Genomic DNA, 18,499 nt, shown 5'->3' with positions numbered 1-18,499 from the left:
CGCGCTTGCCAGTGAGACGGCCACTTCATCGAAGTGGCCGTTTTTTCATGACGACTTGGCTTTTGGTTTATCACCGCTGCACGTGGCGCAAGCGATGGCTTTCTTGTAGCGCCAGTATTTCGAGCCGATGAAGATGGCCGACGCCACCAGCGACCAGGCCAGCGCGCTGAGGATGTCGGCCTGACTGGTGGTGCCCTTGCTGTACTCGACCACCGTCAGGATGATGAATAAGATCGAACTGGCCAGCAAATAGCGGGAAATCCAGAATCCTGCGCCCATGTGTTTCTCCTCTTGTCGTCTCGTTGTCTCGTGAAGTCCAGCCGCTGATCACTGCGGCATCTCCGCGCAGTATGCATCATTTTTCGGCATTCTTGCCATCCCCGCGCCTTATCTCGACTAAAATGCCGGGGTTTTCACCGTCTTTCCAGCTTGCCATGACCCATTCCAGCCTTCCTCCCTTTCACATCGCCGTCATCGGCGGCGGCCCCGCCGGCCTGATGGCCGCCCAGGAAGCGTCCAGCCGGGGCGCCAGGGTGGAACTGTTCGACGCCATGCCGTCCGTCGGCCGCAAATTCCTGCTGGCGGGGCGGGGCGGCATGAATATCACCCATGCGGAAGACTACTGTTCCTTCATCTCGCGCTACGGCAGGCCGGCACGCTGGATCAAGCCGGCGCTGGACCAGTTCGGTCCGCAAAAAGTGCGCGACTGGGTACACGGCCTGGGCGTGGATACCTTCGTCGGCTCCTCGAACCGCGTCTTCCCGACGGATATGAAAGCGGCGCCGCTACTGCGCGCCTGGCTGCACCGCTTGCGCGAAGCGGGCGTGCAATTTCACATGCGCCACCGCTGGACGGGCTGGCGCGACGGCCAGCTGGTATTCGCCACGCCGGAGGGTGAGCGTTTGCGCGCCTTCGACGCCGTGATCCTGGCGCTCGGTGGCGGCAGCTGGGCGCGGCTCGGTTCCGATGGCGCCTGGGTACCGCTGCTGCAAGAGCAGGGCGTGGCCGTGACGCCTTTGGTGCCGGCCAATTGCGGCTTCGACGTGGACTGGAGTGAGCATTTCAGCAGCCGCCATGCGGGCGAACCGCTGACGACGGTGGCCATCTCGGCGCGCAACATCCATGACTGCATGATCAAGCGCCAGGGCCAGTTCGTCATCACGGCGGGCGGCGTGGAAGGCAGCCTGATTTATGCCTTATCGGCCGCCCTGCGCGAGCAGATCGCCGCCGAGGGCAGCACCACCATCTGGCTCGACCTCGCGCCCGACTACACGCATGAACGCGTGTTCGAAGAAGTGACGCGCCCGCGCGGTTCCCGCTCCATGTCCAGCCACCTGAATAGCCGCCTGGGCATCAAGGGCGTGAAATCGGGCTTGCTGCGCGAATGCCTGAGTGCGGCCGACTTCGCCGACGAAGCCAGGCTGGCGGACGCCATCAAGCTGCTGCCCGTGACACTCGTACGCCCGCGCCCCATCGACGAAGCCATCAGCAGCGCTGGCGGCGTGGAATTCGACGGAGTCGAAGGCAGCATGCTGCGCGCCATGCCGGGCGTGTTCCTAGCGGGGGAAATGCTGGACTGGGAAGCGCCGACGGGCGGCTACCTGCTGACGGCCTGCCTGGCGCAAGGCAAGGCGGCCGGCGAGCAGGCGGTCAGTTGGCTGGAAGAGAAAGTGAATGCCGAAAGTTAATGCCAGGTAATCTCGCCTGAGCCGCTTTTCTGGGTCTCGCGCTGGCGCGGGTTGCCGTGGACGTGGATGTCGCCGCTGCCGCGCAGGGTCAGGTTGCTGGCGTCGCGCACGAAGACGGTGCTCGTGCCGGAGCCTTGCAGGCTGACGCTGGCCTTGTCGGCGGCCAGGTGCTCGGCATCGATGTCGCCTGAACCGCTGAGGTCGGCGCGCAGGAATTTCGTGTTGCCGCTGGCGGCGATGCGCCCGGAGCCCACCATTTCCAGCACCACGCTGTCGCTGTTGCCGGCATTGATGTCGAGGTCGCCGCTGCCGTTGACGGTGGCTTGTACCTGCTTGTAGCGTCCCGTGAAACTGACGTCGCCCGATCCCGTCAGTTCCAGGATAAAACTGTCGCCGGAAAACCCCGTGATCTTGCTGTCGCCGTTGCCGTGCACTTCGACGCGCACGAGGGCTGGCAGCACCAGTTCCACCTGCAGCGGCTGGCGGTGGTGGAACAGCATGCCTTTCGGGCCGATATGCAGGGTGGTGCCATCCTGCGTGGTGTCGACATTCGACAGCAGACGCTGTTCGCCGCTCACCTTCAGCGAGGGCGTGGCGCCGCGGCGCAGCACCAGGTCGATGGGGCCGGCCAGGTCGATGCTGTTGATATTGGCGGCCACCGGGCGCGTTTCGCTGCGCACGGCACGGCCGGCGGCACTGCTGGGATTGCTGATTCCCTTGGCGCGCAGCGCCGCATACGACATGGCGATCAGGACCAGTGCCAGCAAGAGCATGGACAGGCCAACTTTGAGCAAGCGTTTCATGGCAGCCTTTCTAGTGACCTTTGAGCAGGGAAACATTCATGGCAACGTAGCGCTTGATGCCGATCAAGGTATAGCGCGTTACGACCAGACTGAGCAGGAAGATGGCGATGCCGCCGAGCAGCATACCCACGCCAAAGACGGTTTGCGTGGTGCGCGCATCGCGGTCCATGTCGGTGGAGATGCGGATGCCGCCGCCAGCCAGCGCCTCGGCCCGCTCCATCATGCGCGAGGAAGCGCCGGGCGCCCCAGGCTGGGACTCGGCCGGGTCATGCTGCAAGGGGCCGGGCAGGTGATCGACTTCGATGCCCGTGTCGCCGATGGTGATGCGCGTTTCGCGCCGTTCGCCGTTTTCGCCGCCGTCATCGTCATGGATGAAGACATGGCGCAGCGGACCGTCGAGCACCAGTTCGTTGGCGCCGGACAAACCGCTGGCCGTGATGGCGATGCCGGCCAGGTAAAAGCTCAGGCCGACGGCGTACAGGGTGGCCAGCAGGGCCGCGTAGACGGCGGCAGGCACGACCATGAACAGGTTGAAGATGGCCAGGCCCACGAGCGAGACGAGCAGGCGCAGCAGGTTGACGGGGGTTTTCTTTTGCTCGAAAGCCTGGCGGTGCGTGCTGCTGCGCAAGGTGAGGGCGATTTTTTTCGGGTCGCCCAGGTCCTCGGCGATTTCGTGCTCGCTGCGGCCGGCCGCCGCGCCTTCGATGAAGGTCTGCTCGTAATAGTCGAGGGTCTTGGCCACCAGGTCCGGTGGCAAGCCTGCCAGCGCGCGCCGCAGTGCGTCGAGATAATCTTGTTTGTTCATCATATTCTTCCTGTCCGCCGCTTCAGCCCATGGCCGGCAGCAGCATGCTTGCCTGGCTCAGCATCAATGGTGCTTGTGGCGCCTGCTGTACTTGAATGACGATCAAGGTGGCCAGTATCACACCAGCCAGCAGCGCCAGGGTTTTCAAGCTATTTTTCAAGTGCAAGGTGGTGTGCATGGTATTCCCCGTGGCATGGCCGTTGTCGATGGTCAGACTGTACCCAAGCGTACGCGAGCGCACCAGCGCGGTGCGACAGAATGCAATTTCGCGGGGGCGAGCGACACCAGGGGAGGATGCACCGTCAGGTCTGTTTTGCCGTCTTGCCCGTGGTGACGACCCTGGCCGCCGCCACGCCGCTGCGCACGGCCGCCTCGATGGTGGCCGGATAATCCTGCGTCCGGTCCTCATTGGCCGTGTAGTCGCCGGCCAGCAGCAAGCCCGGCATGCCGCTGGCGTTGCCGGGGCGTAATAAATCCGGCGTGCAGGCAAAGGTGGCGCGCTTTTCCGTGATTAGCTGGGTCCACACGGGCTGGGCCAGCTCAGGACGTTGCAACACCTGCGCCAGCTGCGCCGCGATGGCTTGCGCCAATGGTCCGTGGCCTTGCTCTGCGGCATAGCCGGAGGCGCTGATGACGACGGCCAGCAAGCCGGCCTGGCTGGCGTCGAGCTGGCCCCGGTCGAAGACGAACTGGCCCCAGTGCTGCAGCTGCGGCGTATCGACGAGAGCGTAAAACGGCAAGTCCAGGTGCACCGAGGCATCGTATTGCAGGTAGCAGGTGCTGATCGCTTCCGGCGTGAAGGCTTGCATGCGGTTAATTGCGTCATCGAGGCGTGCGTCCTGCAAACCTTGCAGCAGGCTGGCTGCTTGCACGGACGAGGTGGCCACGATGACGCCGTCATACTGCGCGCCATCCTCGCCGCCGTCATCGAGTCGCCAGCGGCCATCGGCCAAGGCGTGCAGGGCGGCAACCTTGGCGCCCGTACGTACTGCGCCGCCATGCTGTTCTACATAGCGGGCGGCCGCGTCGGGCAACATGCTGCTCAGGTCCGCTTTCGGGATCAGCATGTCGGAGGCGCGGCGGCGGCTTGCGCCCAGGCTGTCGCGCAGCACGTTGAGGAAGACGCGGGCCGAGGCGCGCTCGGGCGGCGTATTCAGCGCGGCCAGACACAGCGGGTGCCACATCAGCCGGTTCAGGCGGTCCGTCTGGTCGAAGCGCTGCAGCAATTCGCTGACCGTGCAATCGTGGTACAGCTGCCAGCCCATCGTCCGCATGGCGGTGGAAAATCGCATCAGGGCCAGTTTGTCGGCGCGCAATAATCCCTTGGCGCGCAGCAAGGCCCAGGCCAGGTGCAGCGGCGCGGGCAGGCGGGGCGCGAGAAAATCCATGCCGCCGGAGTTTGCCGGATAGCGCATCTGCAGGGGTAGCGTGAGGATCAGCTCGGCAGGGTCTTGCCCCGCCAGCTTGATCAGGCGCAAGGTTTCCGTGTACGCGCCCAGCAGGATATGCTGGCCGTTGTCGAGCACGGTTTTTTCCCGTTCGACGCGGCGCGCGCGGCCGCCCAGGGTGCGCGCCGCCTCGAACAGGGTCACCGAATGACCGGCGCGCGCCAGTTCCATGGCCGCCGCGCAGCCAGCCCAGCCGGCGCCGATGACGGCGTAGCGTTGCTTCACGCTGCTCTTAGCCACGAACCCAGGTCTTCCAGGCCAGCCACAGTTTGCGGATCGGCGTGAGCGAGATGCGCTGTTTCAGCACGTGGTAGCCGTCGCGCTCGACTTCATTGAGCACGGTGCGGTAGATGGCGGCCATGATCAGGCCAGGGCGCTGGGCGCGGCGGTCTTCCGCCGGCAGCAGGGCGAACGCTTCGTCGTAGGCCTTTTGCGCGCGCGCCACCTGGAAGCGCATGAGGTTTTCAAAGTTTTCGCTGTGGCGCGCGTTCAGCAGGTCGGCTGCCGTCACATTGAATTGCTGCAATTCGCTGATCGGCAAATAGATGCGCCCCTTGCGCGCATCCTCGCCCACGTCGCGGATGATGTTGGTCAGCTGGAAGGCATGGCCCAGTTTTTCCGCGTACAGCAGCGTTTCCGGGCGGGTCGCGCCAAAGATGCTGGCCGACAAGATGCCCACCACGCTGGCCACATGCCAGCAATAGCGGCTCATGGCCTGGTAGTCGAGGTAGCGGGTCTGGTTCAAGTCCATTTCCATGCCGTCGATGATGGCCTGCAAATGCTTTTCTTCCAGTTGATACACGGCCAGATGCGGTTCCAGCGCGCGCATCACGGGATGCGTGGGGATGCCCTCGTACATGGCCTTGACTTCCTTGCGCCACCAGACCAGCTTGGTGCGTGCCACGGCTTCGTCCGTGCAATCATCGACCGTGTCATCGACTTCGCGGCAGAAGGCGTACAGGGCCGTGATGGCCTTGCGGCGCTCGGCGGGCAGGAACAGGAAGCTGTAGTAGAAGCTGGAGCCGCTCTGGGCGGCCTTTTGTTGGCAGTATTCGTCGGGAGACATAGTCAAAAGAGCAAGGGTTGCAGATCGAAGCCGCTATTCTATCGTCTTACAGAGTGGGCGACGGGGGAAAAGCCGTTTTTACTTGTGTCTCTTGATGCAAGCTTTTGCGCGACATGCGCAGCGCGCGCCAGAAAATGATCAGCCAGTCGCGTTTCTCCAGCTTGGGGCGGCGCCGGAACACGTCGTAATTGACGGCTTCGATGCATTCGAGGATGCGCAAGCCTCCTTGCACCACCAGACGCAGCTCCCAGCCGATGCGCCCGCGCAGGCGCAGGGCCAGCGGCGCGCCGGACAGCATCAGGGCGCGCGTGCGGGCCACTTCGAAGCGCATCATGGCGCTCCACTTGCCGTGCGCCTCGGGCCGCTCGAAGGCGGCGGCGGAGACGGCAAAGCGGGTCAAGTCTTCCATCGGCAGGTAGATGCGCTCTTTTTGCTGGTCGATGGCGACGTCTTGCAGGAAATTAATTAGTTGCAAAGCTGAACATATCGCATCGGAATCGCGTACATTCTGTTCATCGGCCGCGCCATACAGGTGCAGCATCAGCAGCCCCACGGGGTTGGCCGAGCGGGCGCAGTAATCGAGCACGTCGTCATAACTGGCGTAGCGCGTCGTTTCCACATCCTGCTTGAAGGCCGACAACAGATCGTAAAACGGCTTCAGCGGCAGCTGGTGTTTGGCGATGACGGCAGCCAGGCGTTCGAACATGGCGGCGGTCTCGCCAGCATGGTCTTCCTGGCGGGCGATGCGGCCCAGCGCCGCTTCATAGGCGTGCAGGGCGGCCAGGCGCTCGGCCGGCGTGGCGTCGCCTTCATCGGCCAGGTCGTCGGCGCTGCGGGCGAAGGCATAGATGGCTTCGACGGCAGGCACCAGGCGGCGCGGCAGTAAAAATGATGCAACTGGAAAATTTTCGTAATGGTCTACAGGCATGAACACACTTCTCTAGTCTTGCGTTTGCCCGGCACCCCTGAAACGCTGGAATGTGGCCGGACGTTGTACGTCTCAAGATTAATGACGCAAAAGTCACTAAAAACTTTTACGCACGATTATAATTAATAACCAGAAAGTCATTAGGGGAAAATCACTCCCCGTCATGACCAAGCTGATATTGTCACAAATTTAAGGATATCGCGTGCGAAAAAGTTTGGCTTGGCCCAAAGGACAAGCAAAAAGTTTCTCCGCATAAAAATATTGCAGCCCGCATAGTAAAGGAAAATACCTTGTTTGCCCTGAAAACCCTGCGCCGCGAGACCGGCGTACCAGCTCTTCCCGCCCTGCGGCTGATTGCCGCTGCCGCTCTGGCGCTGACCCTGGCGGCCTGTTCCAAGCCTGCCGTCAAAGTAGAAGACGTGCGCCCCGTGCGCGCGATCGTATTGTCTAGCAGTAATGTTGACGTGAGTGCCGAGCTGGCGGGCGAGGTTGTGCCCCGTGTCGTATCGCAGCTGGGCTTCCGCGTGGGCGGCAAGATCGTCGCGCGCAAGGTCGACGTGGGCGCCACGGTCAAGAAGGGGCAAGTGCTGATGCAGCTCGACCCTGTCGACTTGCAGCTGTCGCAGGCGCAGGCCAAGGCTTCGCTGGTCAGCGCGGAAACGAGCCGCGACCTGGCGCGCGCGGAACTCAAGCGCTACCAGGACTTGCGCGAGAAAAATTTCGTCAGCCAAGCCGTGCTGGACGGCAAGGACGCCACCTACAAGGCGGCGCAGGCGAACGTGGAAGCGGCCCAGGCCCTGTACCGTGGCCAGGCGAACCAGTCCGGCTATGCCAGCTTGCTGGCCGACGTCGACGGCGTCGTCACGCGCATCGAGGCCGAAGTGGGGCAGGTGGTGGCGCCCGGCGCGCCCGTCGTGCAAGTGGCCAAGAGCGGCGAGAAGGAAGTCGTGATCGGCATTCCTGAAGACAAGGTGGAAACCTTGCGCGGCGTCAAGGATGTGGTGGTGCGTCTGTGGGCCGATCCGAAGCAGGGCTTGCCGGGCAAGATACGCGAAGTGTCGCCCGTGGCCGATGCCGCCACGCGCACCTATATCGCCAAGGTCAGCATCCCGGACGCGCCGCAGGCACGCCTGGGCATGACGGCCGTGGTGCAGTTCGCCTCGCAAACGGCCACGCCGCAGATCAAGGTGCCGCTGACGGCCCTGTTCAATGAGAAATCGCAAAGTTCCGTGTGGGTGGTGGAAAACGGCGCCGTGAAGCTGGTGCCGGTGACGGTGGGCGGCGTGGCGGGCAATGAGCTGCTGCTGACTTCGGGCGTGAAAGCGGGCCAGACCGTGGTCACGGCCGGCGTCAACCTGCTCAAGCCTGGCCAGAAAGTGTCCATCCTCGGCGCCGAACTGGCCAGCAAGCCTGATGTCGCCGCTGCCGCCGTCAGCGTGGGTGCCGTCAAATGAAGGGCGGCTTCAATCTGTCGCGCTGGGCGCTCGAACACATTCCCCTGACGCGCTACCTGATGGCCGTGCTGCTGATCGGCGGCATGCTCAGTTATGCCAGCCTGGGCCAGGATGAAGATCCCCCGTTTACCTTCCGTGCCATGGTGCTGCAAGCGTACTGGCCCGGTGCCACGGCCTTGCAGATGGCCGAGCAGGTGACGGACAAGCTGGAAAAGAAACTGCAGGAAACGCCGTACATCGACGAGATCACCAGCTATTCGAAGCCGGGTGAAACCTTGATCCTGCTGGAGCTGCGCGAATCGGCGCCGCCGAAGGAAACGGCGGCCGCCTGGTACCAGGTGCGCAAGAAGATCGGCGACATCCAGGGCACCTTGCCGTCTGGCGTCGTGGGTCCGTTCTTCAATGACGAGTTCGGCGACACGTATGGCTCCATCTTCGCCCTGTCCGGCGACGGTTTTACGTACGCGGAAATGAAGGATTACGCGGACAAGGTGCGCCAGGAACTGCTGGCCGTGGGGCAGGTATCGAAGGTGGAACTGTTTGGCGTGCAGGATGAAAAGATCAATATCGTCTTTTCTCACAAGAAATTTGCCCAGCTGGGCATTCCTTTCGACGCCATCGTGCAGCAGCTGTCCGCGCAAAACAGCATCAACGCCACGGGCGTGCTGGTGACGCCGACGGACAATCTGCAAGTGCGCGTGACGGGCGCCATGCTGACCGTCAAGGACCTGGAAAACCTGGAACTACGCGCCAACGGCACCACCTTCCGCCTCGGTGATTTTGCTACCGTGAAACGCGAACTCGTCGATCCTCCCAAGGACAAGATGCGTTTCAACGGCAAGGAAGTGATCGGCCTGGGCGTGTCGATGGAAAAGGGCGGCAATATCATCGACATGGGCAAGGCATTGCAGGCAACGGTGACGCGCATGAAGAGCGAGTTGCCCGTGGGCATAGAACTGCAGCGCGTGTCGAACCAGCCGGAAGCCGTGTCGGCCTCCGTGGGCGAATTCGTGCATACCCTGATCGAAGCCATCCTGATCGTGCTGGCCGTCAGCTTTGTCGCGCTGGGCTTGCACACGAAACCGCTGCGCATCGACGTGCGGCCGGGCCTGGTGGTGGCGCTGACCATCCCGCTGGTGCTGGCTGTCACCTTCCTGTTCATGCGCCTGCTCGACATCGACTTGCACAAGATTTCGCTCGGTGCCCTGATCATCGCGCTGGGCTTGCTGGTCGATGACGCCATCATTGCCGTCGAGATGATGGTGCGCAAGATGGAAGAGGGCATGTCGCGCTTCGACGCGGCCACGTTTGCCTACACGTCGACGGCCATGCCCATGCTGACGGGCACCCTGATCACGGTGGCGGGCTTCTTGCCCATCGGCCTGGCCAAGTCGGCCGCCGGCGAATACACGTTCTCCTTGTTCTCCGTCAATGCGCTGGCCTTGATCATCTCATGGGTGGTGGCCGTCGTTTTCACGCCGTATATCGGCTACGTCTTGCTGAAAGTGAAACCGCACGCGCATAACGACCATGAATTGTTCGACACGCCGAACTTCCGCCGCTTCCGCCGCGCCGTCACCTGGTGCGTGGAGTGGCGCAAGACGACGATCGCCGCCACCCTGGCCATCTTTGCGCTGGGCATCTATGGTTTCAATTTTATCGAAAAGCAATTCTTCCCCGATTCCAGCCGTCCCGAACTGATGGTGGAACTGTGGTCGCCCGAAGGCACGACCTTCGCCGCGAATGAAAAGCAGGTCAAGAAATTCGAAGCCTTCGTGGGCAAGCTCGACGGCGTGGAAAGCGTGACCAGCTATGTGGGTACGGGCAGCCCCCGTTTCTACCTGCCGCTGGACCAGATATTCCCGCAGACCAACGTGTCGCAAGTGGTGGTCTTGCCGAAGAGCCTGGCCGACCGCGAACGCTTGCGCCAGCAAATCGTCGATGTCTTCAAGAAAGATTTCCCGGAAGTGCGGGGCCGCGTCAAACTGTTGCCGAACGGACCGCCGGTGCCGTATCCGGTGCAGTTCCGCGTCACGGGGCCGGAAGTGGCCGGTGTGCGCGCCATCGCCGACCAGGTCAAGGACATCATGCGTGCCAATCCGAACACCCTGGGCGTCAACGACAACTGGAATGAATCGGTGAAGGTACTGCGCCTGGACCTGGACCAGGACAAGATGCGCGCGCTGGGCGTCACCTCGAAAACGGTGATGCAGGCGGCCAATACGATCCTGTCGGGCACGGTCATCGGCCAGTTCCGCGAAGACAATAAATTGATCGATATCCAGGTGCGTCAGCCACTGGAAGAGCGGGCGACGATTTCCGTGCTGAATGACACGAATATTCCGACGGCGACGGGCAAGTCCGTGCCCATCTCGCAGCTGGCCCGCGTGCATTTCGTGTGGGAGCCGGGTGTCGTCTGGCGCGACAAGCGTGAATGGGCCATCACCGTGCAGTCAGACGTGATCGATGGCATCCAGGGCGCCACCGTGTCGACGCAGCTGGCGCCGCAGCTCGACGCCTTGCGGGCCAAGATGCCGGCCGGCTACCGCATCAATGTGAAGGGCGTGGCGGCCGACAGCGGCGAGGCGGAAGCGTCGATTGCGGCCAACCTGCCGCTGGCGATCTTCATCATCTTTACCTTGCTGATGTTGCAGCTGCATAGTTTCTCGCGCTCGCTGCTGGTGTTCCTGACGGGGCCGCTGGGCGTGGCGGGCGCCGCGTTTGCCTTGCTGCTGCTGCACCGCCCGCTGGGCTTCGTGGCCAACCTGGGCGTCATCGCGCTGTTCGGCATGATCATCCGCAACTCGGTGATCCTCGTCGACCAGATCGAGCAAGACATCAAGGATGGCTCGGCCCCGTGGGATGCCATCATCGATTCGGCCGTGCGCCGCTGCCGCCCCATCGTGCTGACGGCCGCCGCCGCGGCGCTGGCCATGATCCCCTTGTCGCGCTCCGTGTTCTGGGGGCCGATGGCAGTCGCCATCATGGGAGGATTGATCCTGGCGACGGCGTTGACCTTGCTGTTCCTGCCAGCCCTGTATGCGGCCTGGTTCCGGGTCAAGAAGCCGGAGCCGGTGAGCGCAAAAGAAGGCTAGCAGCCAGCATCAGGGTGCAGGCATAAAAAAGGCGGCATTCCTCTGGGAAATCCAGTAGAATGCCGCCTTTGCTTTACCGAGGGCTTGCTCTATAAGTCCACGGTAGCCAGATCGCTCCCGAGTTGTTAAAATCAGAGGCGACAGGCGAGTAATCTGTTGCAAGTAGTACAAATGCGGATGTGGTGGAATTGGTAGACACGCTGGTCTTAGAAGCCAGTGCTTCGGCTTGGGAGTTCGAGTCTCCCCATCCGCACCAATCCGGGTTGTTCCAGCCCGGAGGTGCAGCACCATCAAGTTGTTCTTCAGCCTCCTTGCAGGCGTCTTTCCCGTTTTCCTGTTGCCTTGCCTGTATTTCCGTCATTCGGAATGCCTTTGTTTGCGCCATTTTTCGTCGGAGATCGGGCGGGGAGGCGGGGTCGGGACGGAGATTTGCCTGAAAAATGGCCAAATTGAGGTAAATCAAAGGTTTTTTGCCCGAAATCTTCGCTGTGAGCGCATTTCTTTGTTTCGGACGGGGCGCCAGTTCGCATATACTAATGAACGAAGCAGGCTGGAAAGCCTGTCTCTGGCGAAACAAAGAATGCCGGGGCAAGAGTAAAGACAGGGCACCCCCAGGCTGTGGCGACTCGTTCGCCGCCGCTGGTATCCTCTGTGGCCGGGCTGCAAAGCCAGCCACTTTCCCGAAGTCCTTTGTTATAATGCCACGCTTTACCGAATGATGGCCGGCCCTGCATTTACTTAGAAGCAAGGCTGGACGCTCGGAGCCCTGTCGCAGTACTGGAAGCGGCGGATTGTTTGGTGCCTGGTGCGGGTTTTTCCTCAGCCGGGTAGACCAGGTCCATCGTCCTGTTTGCAGTACTTTTACAGATGAATATGCGAGCGAGTGAAGCTGGACCCATGTCTTGCCGCCAGTGATGGCGCAAGGGGTCGGGTCTTCTTTTCTCGCACCAACAGTGTTTATTTTTTGGACGATTTTTTACATGGCAACTGCAGTCGAAACCTTGGGCAAACTCGAACGTCGTATCACGATCTCCTTCCCGCTGACGGACGTCCGCACGGAAGTTGAGAAGCGCCTGAAAGTGCAAGCCCGTACGGCTAAGGCACCGGGCTTCCGTCCGGGCAAAGTGCCGTTGAAAATGGTCGCAGCACAATACGGCTACCAAATTGAATCCGAAGTGCTGAATGACAAAGTCGGCCGTGCGTTCAACGACGCCGCCAACGAAAACAATCTGCGCGTGGCCGGTTTCCCGAACATCGTGCCGAAAGAAGAAGCAGCCGAAGGCCAGCTGGCTTTCGACGCAACGTTCGAAGTGTATCCGGAAGTTGCCATCGGCGACCTGACGGCCGTTGAAATCGAAACCGTGCAAGCCGACGTGTCGGAAGCCGAAATCGACAAGACCATCGACATCCTGCGCAAGCAGCGCGTGCACTTCCACACCAAGGGCGAAGCTGGCGAACACGGCGACGGCGGTGAGCCGATCGCTGCCAATGGCGACCGCGTGACCGTTGACTTCGTCGGCTCGATCGACGGCGTTGAATTCCCAGGCGGCAAAGCTGAAGGCTACGCTTTCGTGCTGGGCGAAGGCCGCATGCTGCCAGAATTCGAAGCAGCAACCCTGGGCCTGAAAGTGGGCGAGTCCAAGACTTTCCCATTGTCGTTCCCAGAGGACTACCACGGTAAAGACGTCGCTGGCAAAACCGCTTCGTTCACCATCACGCTGCAAAAGCTGGAATGGGCGCACCTGCCGGAAGTCGATGCCGAATTCGCAAAGTCGCTGGGCGTTGCCGATGGCGACCTGGCCAAAATGCGCGAAGACATCAAAGTCAACCTGCAACGCGAAGTCGCTGGCCGCGTGAAAGCACGCAACAAGGAAGCCGTCATGGACGCGCTGATCAAAGTTGCTGAGCTGGAAGTGCCAAAAACGCTGATCGCTCAGGATTCCGAGCGCCTGGCTGAAATGACCCGCCAGGACATGGCGCAGCGCGGCATGAACGTCAAGGACGTGCCTTTCCCAGCAGAACTGTTCGCAGAAAAAGCCGAGCGTCGCGTACGCCTGGGCCTGATCCTGTCGCAACTGGTGGGCGACAACAAGCTGCAGGCGACGCCTGAGCAAGTCAAGGCGCAAATCGAAGATTTCGCTCAAAGCTACGAAGATCCACGCGAAGTGCTGAAGTACTACTACAGCGACCGTCGTCGTCTGGGTGAGATCGAAGCCCTTGTATTGGAAGAAAACGTCGTCACTTACGTGTTGGGCCTGTCGAAAGTCACGACGAAAGCAGTTGCTTTCGACGAACTGATGGGAAGCAACGCACAAGCGTAAACCAGTTGGTATTGGGATGCCTGCTCTTGCCGCAAGGTGAGGGCGGCTTCCCCTAACTGCTTCACAAGGAAATGAAATGACAGGTATGAACCGTAATCCAGCGCTGGACACAGAGATGCTCGGCCTGGTGCCGATGGTGGTGGAACAAAGCGGTCGCGGCGAGCGCTCGTATGATATTTACTCGCGCCTGCTGAAGGAACGCTTGATTTTCATGGTCGGCCCGGTCAATGACCAGATGGCCAATCTGGTTGTCGCCCAGCTGCTGTTCCTGGAAAGCGAAAATCCGGAAAAGGAAATTTCGCTTTACATCAACTCGCCAGGTGGTTCCGTCTCGGCCGGCATGGCCATCTACGACACCATGCAGTTCATCAAGCCGGACGTCTCGACCCTGTGCACGGGCATGGCTGCTTCGATGGGCGCTTTCCTGCTGGCCGCTGGCGCCAAGGGCAAGCGTTTTTCGCTGCCGAACTCGCGCATCATGATTCACCAGCCGTCCGGTGGTTCGCAAGGCATGGCGTCCGATATCGAGATCCAGGCGAAGGAAATCCTTTACCTGCGCACCCGCTTGAACGGCATCATGGCCGAGCGCACGGGCCAGACGATCGAACAGATCGCCAAGGACACCGACCGCGACCGTTTCATGTCCGCCGACGAGGCCGTTGAGTATGGTTTGATCGACAAAGTGTTGACCAGCCGCGCTTGATGAGCCCCTACCGGTATTGCTAAGCATGTAAGTAAACGCCCGGGCGATCAAACGTTCGGGCGTTTCGCTTTTATTTCGGGTAGCATGGAGCTTGTGCGCGTTGTTGACTTGCGCCATGGCTAGCGGCCTTTACGGGCGGCAACCATCATCCGGCTTGCGATTTTGCAATATTGTTAATGCAGTTCCAACCAAAATGCCTTATGTCAGACAAAAAATCCTCTAGCGGCGAAAAATTACTGTATTGCTCGTTCTGCGGCAAAAGCCAGCACGAGGTGAAGAAACTCATCGCCGGCCCGTCCGTGTTCATTTGCGACGAGTGCATCGACCTGTGCAACGACATCATCCGTGATGAAACGTCGAGCATCGAGACGGTGACCGGTACCAAATCCGACCTGCCGACGCCGCAAGAAATTGCCGCCTTGCTCGATCAGTACGTGATCGGCCAGCAGACTGCCAAGCGCATCCTGTCGGTGGCGGTGTACAACCATTACAAGCGCCTCAAGCACCTGGGCAAGAAAGACGACATCGAACTGGCCAAGAGCAACATCTTGCTGGTCGGTCCTACCGGCTCGGGCAAGACCCTGCTGGCACAGACCCTGGCGCGCATGCTCAACGTGCCGTTCGTGATCGCCGACGCCACCACCCTGACCGAAGCCGGTTACGTGGGTGAAGACGTGGAAAACATCATCCAGAAGCTGCTGCAAAGCTGCAACTATGACGTCGAGAAAGCCCAGCGCGGCATCGTCTACATCGATGAAATCGACAAGATTTCGCGCAAGTCCGACAATCCGTCCATCACGCGCGACGTGTCGGGCGAGGGCGTGCAGCAAGCCTTGCTGAAACTCATCGAAGGCACGATGGCTTCCGTGCCGCCACAAGGCGGTCGCAAGCATCCGAACCAGGATTTCGTGCAGATCGACACGACCAACATCATGTTCATCTGCGGCGGCGCCTTTGACGGCCTGTCGAAAGTGATCGCCAACCGTTCCGAAAAGAGCGGCATCGGCTTCTCGGCCACGGTGCGCAGCAAGTCGCAAAGCTCGGCCAGCGAACTGATGTTGCAAGCGGAACCGGAAGATCTGGTCAAGTTCGGCCTGATCCCGGAACTGGTCGGCCGTCTGCCCGTCATCGCCACCCTGGCGGAATTGACGGAAGAGGCGCTGATCCAGATTCTCGTCGAGCCGAAGAATGCGCTGATCAAGCAGTATTCGAAGCTGCTCGAGATGGAAGGCGCGGAACTGGAGATTCGTCCGGCCGCCCTGCATGCGATCGCCAAGAAAGCGCTGGCGCGCAAGACCGGTGCCCGTGGCCTGCGCTCCATCCTGGAACATGCTTTGCTGGACGTCATGTACGAACTGCCGAGCGAACAAAATGTGGTGAAGGTCGTCATCGACGAAAATACCATCACCAGCGGTGCCAAACCTTTGTTGATTTATCAAGAGACTGCCAAGGCCTCCGGAGAAAATTGAAAACTGCCGAGACAAATGCATAAAAAGGGTTTTGATTCCTTAATGCATGGCAGTACAATTTAAATCAATGAGTGCAGGCTTCAATCGGAAAGCCACTCGCGGCGCTTAGCTGCGCGTGGCTTTTTTACTGTGAAAACTGCATTTATTACCGTCATGCGGGTGTGTTTTGCGAAATAAACAGAAAAATGTTTGTTTCACAGAATTATTTATTCTCGCCGGTCTTGTGTTTTGGCAGCGAGCGCCAACATCGTAAACACGCTTTCTATAAGGTACGCCATGACAACTTCCAAATTAACTGAGCAAACTCAACTGCCGTTATTGCCGTTGCGGGATGTCGTCGTTTTCCCGCATATGGTGATACCGCTGTTCGTTGGCCGTCCAAAGTCGATCAAGGCGCTGGAAGCTGCGATGGAGCAGGGCAAGAGCATCATGCTTGCCGCTCAAAAAGCAGCCGCGAAGGACGAGCCGTCTCCTTCGGATATCTATGAAATTGGCTGCGTTGCCAATATTCTGCAAATGCTGAAGCTGCCCGATGGCACCGTCAAGGTGCTGGTCGAAGGCGCGCAGCGTGCCCGTATCAACCATATCAGCGATGCGCCGACGCACTTCATCGCCGACCTGACGCCGCTCGAGTCCGAGCCGGGCGACGAGTCGGAAGTCGAAGCCATGCGCCGCGCGATCGTGCAGCAGTTCGACCAGTACGTCAAACTGAACAAAAAGATTCCACCGGAAATCCTCGCTTCGCTGTCGGGCATCGACGATGCCGGCCGCCTGGCCGACACGGTGGCCGCGCACCTGCCGCTGAAACTTGAGCAAAAACAAGTCATCCTGGAAATTTTCAGCGTGGCCAAGCGCCTCGAGCATCTGCTGGGCCAGCTCGAAGGCGAACTCGACATCCTGCAGGTGGAAAAGCGCATCCGTGGCCGCGTCAAGCGCCAGATGGAAAAATCGCAGCGCGAGTACTACCTGAACGAGCAAGTCAAGGCGATCCAGAAAGAGCTGGGCGAGGGCGAAGATGGCGCCGACCTCGACGAGCTGGAGAAGAAAGTCGCTTCGGCAAAAATGCCGAAGGAAGCGCTCGACAAGGCCACCAACGAGCTGAAAAAGCTGAAGCTGATGTCGCCGATGTCGGCCGAAGCCACCGTCGTGCGCAACTACATCGACACCCTGGTCAACTTGCCTTGGAAAAAGAAATCCAAGGTCAACAACGACCTGGCGAATGCGGAAAAAGTGCTCGAGGGCGACCACTACGGCCTCGACAAGGTCAAGGAACGCATCCTGGAATACCTCGCAGTGCAACAGCGCGTCGACAAGCTCAAAGCGCCTATCCTGTGCTTCGTCGGTCCTCCGGGCGTGGGCAAGACCTCGCTGGGCCAGTCCATCGCCCGCGCGACGAACCGCAAGTTCGTGCGCATGGCCCTGGGCGGCGTGCGCGACGAAGCCGAGATCCGCGGCCACCGCCGCACCTACATCGGCTCGATGCCGGGCAAGATCCTGCAATCGCTGTCGAAAGTCGGCGTGCGCAATCCCTTGTTCCTGCTCGATGAAGTCGACAAGATGGGCGCCGATTTCCGTGGCGATCCTTCGTCGGCCTTGCTGGAAGTGTTGGATCCGGAACAGAATCACACGTTCTCCGACCATTACATCGAAGTCGATTTCGACCTCTCCGACGTGATGTTCGTGGCCACGTCGAACTCGTACAACATTCCACCAGCCTTGCTTGACCGCATGGAAGTGATCCGTCTGTCCGGTTACACGGAAGATGAAAAGACCAGCATCGCGCAGCGTTATCTGCTGCCGAAGCAGATCAAGAACAACGGCTTGAAGGAAGAGGAAATCTCGGTGGCCGAGTCGGCCTTGCGCGACATCATCCGCTACTACACGCGGGAAGCCGGTGTGCGTTCGCTCGAGCGGGAAGTGTCGAAGATTTGCCGCAAGGTGGTCAAGATGCTGCTGCTGAAGAAATCCGACAAGAAAGTCATCGTCAACTCGAAGAACCTGGATAAATTCCTTGGCGTGCGCCGTTACGATTTCGGTGTCGCAGAGAAAGAAAACCAGGTCGGCCAGGTGGTCGGTCTGGCATGGACGGAAGTGGGCGGCGATCTGCTGACCATCGAAGCCGTGTCGATGCCGGGCAAGGGCGGCATCATCCGCACGGGTACGCTGGGCGACGTCATGAAAGAGTCGATCGAGGCAGCCCGCACGGTGGTGCGCAGCCGGGCGCAGCGCCTGGGCATCAAGGCGGACGTGTTCGAGAAGAGCGATATCCACATCCACGTGCCGGAAGGCGCGACACCGAAGGACGGTCCTTCGGCTGGCGCGGCCATGACGGTGGCGATGGTGTCGGTCTTCACGGGCATTCCCGTGCGTGCCGACGTGGCGATGACGGGCGAGATCACCTTGCGCGGCGAAGTATTGCCGATCGGCGGCCTGAAAGAAAAGCTGCTGGCGGCCCATCGCGGCGGCATCAAGACGGTCCTGATTCCAGAGCAGAACGTGAAAGACCTGGCCGATATTCCGGACAACGTCAAGAACAAACTGGAGATCGTTCCCGTGCGCTGGATCGACAAAGTGCTGGAAATCGCCCTCGAACGCATGCCTGAAGCGTTGGCGGATGTCGCTGCGGTGGAGGCTGTCACGGCCGCCGCGGCCAAGCCCGACGCGGCCGGTGAGGTGGTAAAACACTAACGTTTTACCCCTGTTTTCCCCAAACAAGCGC

General features: G+C 60.7%; 14 protein-coding genes and 1 tRNA gene. 8 read left to right on the top strand and 7 right to left on the bottom strand.

Features of this window, described 5'->3' with window-relative positions:
* Nucleotides 1-45 precede the first annotated feature (45 nt).
* Nucleotides 46-279: a hypothetical protein gene (locus tag SJI03_RS09995; protein ID WP_219308928.1), complete on the bottom strand. Its 234-nt coding sequence runs from the start codon at nucleotides 277-279 to the stop codon at nucleotides 46-48.
* Nucleotides 280-434: 155 nt separating this feature from the next.
* Here SJI03_RS09995 and SJI03_RS09990 point away from each other — a divergent pair, with 155 nt between their 5' ends.
* Nucleotides 435-1,688, top strand: coding sequence for a TIGR03862 family flavoprotein (locus SJI03_RS09990; protein ID WP_322427050.1), 1,254 nt, complete (start codon nucleotides 435-437; stop codon nucleotides 1,686-1,688).
* Here the strand turns inward: SJI03_RS09990 and SJI03_RS09985 are convergent.
* The 6 genes from SJI03_RS09985 to hpnC all read right to left on the bottom strand — a co-directional run bounded on the left by SJI03_RS09985 (nucleotide 1,685) and on the right by hpnC (nucleotide 6,738).
* Nucleotides 1,685-2,491 carry a head GIN domain-containing protein gene (locus SJI03_RS09985; protein WP_099376926.1) on the bottom strand — a complete coding sequence of 269 codons (807 nt, stop codon included), beginning with the start codon at nucleotides 2,489-2,491 and terminating at the stop codon, nucleotides 1,685-1,687. The genes SJI03_RS09990 and SJI03_RS09985 overlap by 4 nt on opposite strands.
* A 10-nt stretch (nucleotides 2,492-2,501) precedes the next feature.
* Entirely contained in the window at nucleotides 2,502-3,299 is a 798-nt protein-coding gene (locus tag SJI03_RS09980; RefSeq protein WP_322427049.1) for a DUF1700 domain-containing protein, read from the bottom strand.
* Nucleotides 3,300-3,318: 19 nt separating this feature from the next.
* Entirely contained in the window at nucleotides 3,319-3,474 is a 156-nt protein-coding gene (locus SJI03_RS09975) for a hypothetical protein (RefSeq protein WP_322427048.1), read from the bottom strand.
* 124 nt (nucleotides 3,475-3,598) lie between these two features.
* Nucleotides 3,599-4,969, bottom strand: a complete 1,371-nt coding sequence (gene hpnE / locus SJI03_RS09970) for a hydroxysqualene dehydroxylase HpnE (protein WP_322427047.1) — start codon at nucleotides 4,967-4,969, stop codon at nucleotides 3,599-3,601.
* Nucleotides 4,970-4,976: 7 nt separating this feature from the next.
* Entirely contained in the window at nucleotides 4,977-5,810 is an 834-nt protein-coding gene (gene hpnD / locus SJI03_RS09965) for a presqualene diphosphate synthase HpnD (RefSeq protein ID WP_099376923.1), read from the bottom strand.
* A 46-nt stretch (nucleotides 5,811-5,856) separates the two neighbouring features.
* Nucleotides 5,857-6,738 carry a squalene synthase HpnC gene (hpnC, locus tag SJI03_RS09960; RefSeq protein WP_322427046.1) on the bottom strand — a complete coding sequence of 294 codons (882 nt, stop codon included), beginning with the start codon at nucleotides 6,736-6,738 and terminating at the stop codon, nucleotides 5,857-5,859.
* Between the two features lie 290 nt (nucleotides 6,739-7,028).
* On the opposite strand from hpnC, the gene SJI03_RS09955 reads away from it, so the two are divergent.
* From SJI03_RS09955 to lon, 7 genes are all read left to right on the top strand, one after another.
* Nucleotides 7,029-8,192 carry an efflux RND transporter periplasmic adaptor subunit gene (locus SJI03_RS09955; protein WP_322427045.1) on the top strand — a complete coding sequence of 388 codons (1,164 nt, stop codon included), beginning with the start codon at nucleotides 7,029-7,031 and terminating at the stop codon, nucleotides 8,190-8,192.
* Nucleotides 8,189-11,287, top strand: coding sequence for an efflux RND transporter permease subunit (locus SJI03_RS09950; RefSeq protein WP_322427044.1), 3,099 nt, complete (start codon nucleotides 8,189-8,191; stop codon nucleotides 11,285-11,287). Before SJI03_RS09955 ends, SJI03_RS09950 begins: the two co-directional genes overlap by 4 nt.
* A 173-nt stretch (nucleotides 11,288-11,460) precedes the next feature.
* Nucleotides 11,461-11,543 (top strand) — tRNA-Leu (locus SJI03_RS09945).
* A 724-nt stretch (nucleotides 11,544-12,267) separates the two neighbouring features.
* Nucleotides 12,268-13,608 carry a trigger factor gene (gene tig / locus SJI03_RS09940; protein ID WP_070256539.1) on the top strand — a complete coding sequence of 447 codons (1,341 nt, stop codon included), beginning with the start codon at nucleotides 12,268-12,270 and terminating at the stop codon, nucleotides 13,606-13,608.
* An 85-nt stretch (nucleotides 13,609-13,693) separates the two neighbouring features.
* Entirely contained in the window at nucleotides 13,694-14,311 is a 618-nt protein-coding gene (gene clpP / locus SJI03_RS09935) for an ATP-dependent Clp endopeptidase proteolytic subunit ClpP (RefSeq protein WP_369811567.1), read from the top strand.
* Between the two features lie 200 nt (nucleotides 14,312-14,511).
* Nucleotides 14,512-15,780 carry an ATP-dependent Clp protease ATP-binding subunit ClpX gene (gene clpX / locus SJI03_RS09930; RefSeq protein ID WP_010398446.1) on the top strand — a complete coding sequence of 423 codons (1,269 nt, stop codon included), beginning with the start codon at nucleotides 14,512-14,514 and terminating at the stop codon, nucleotides 15,778-15,780.
* 276 nt (nucleotides 15,781-16,056) lie between these two features.
* Nucleotides 16,057-18,468, top strand: coding sequence for an endopeptidase La (gene lon / locus SJI03_RS09925; protein WP_034787304.1), 2,412 nt, complete (start codon nucleotides 16,057-16,059; stop codon nucleotides 18,466-18,468).
* Nucleotides 18,469-18,499: the final 31 nt, after the last annotated feature.

Origin of the sequence: Janthinobacterium sp. GMG1 (genome assembly GCF_034427795.1) — a bacterium.
In the GTDB taxonomy this organism is placed as follows: domain Bacteria; phylum Pseudomonadota; class Gammaproteobacteria; order Burkholderiales; family Burkholderiaceae_D; genus Janthinobacterium.
Note: the sequence above shows the minus strand (reverse complement) of the source record. Positions and strands in the feature narration are given on the sequence as shown.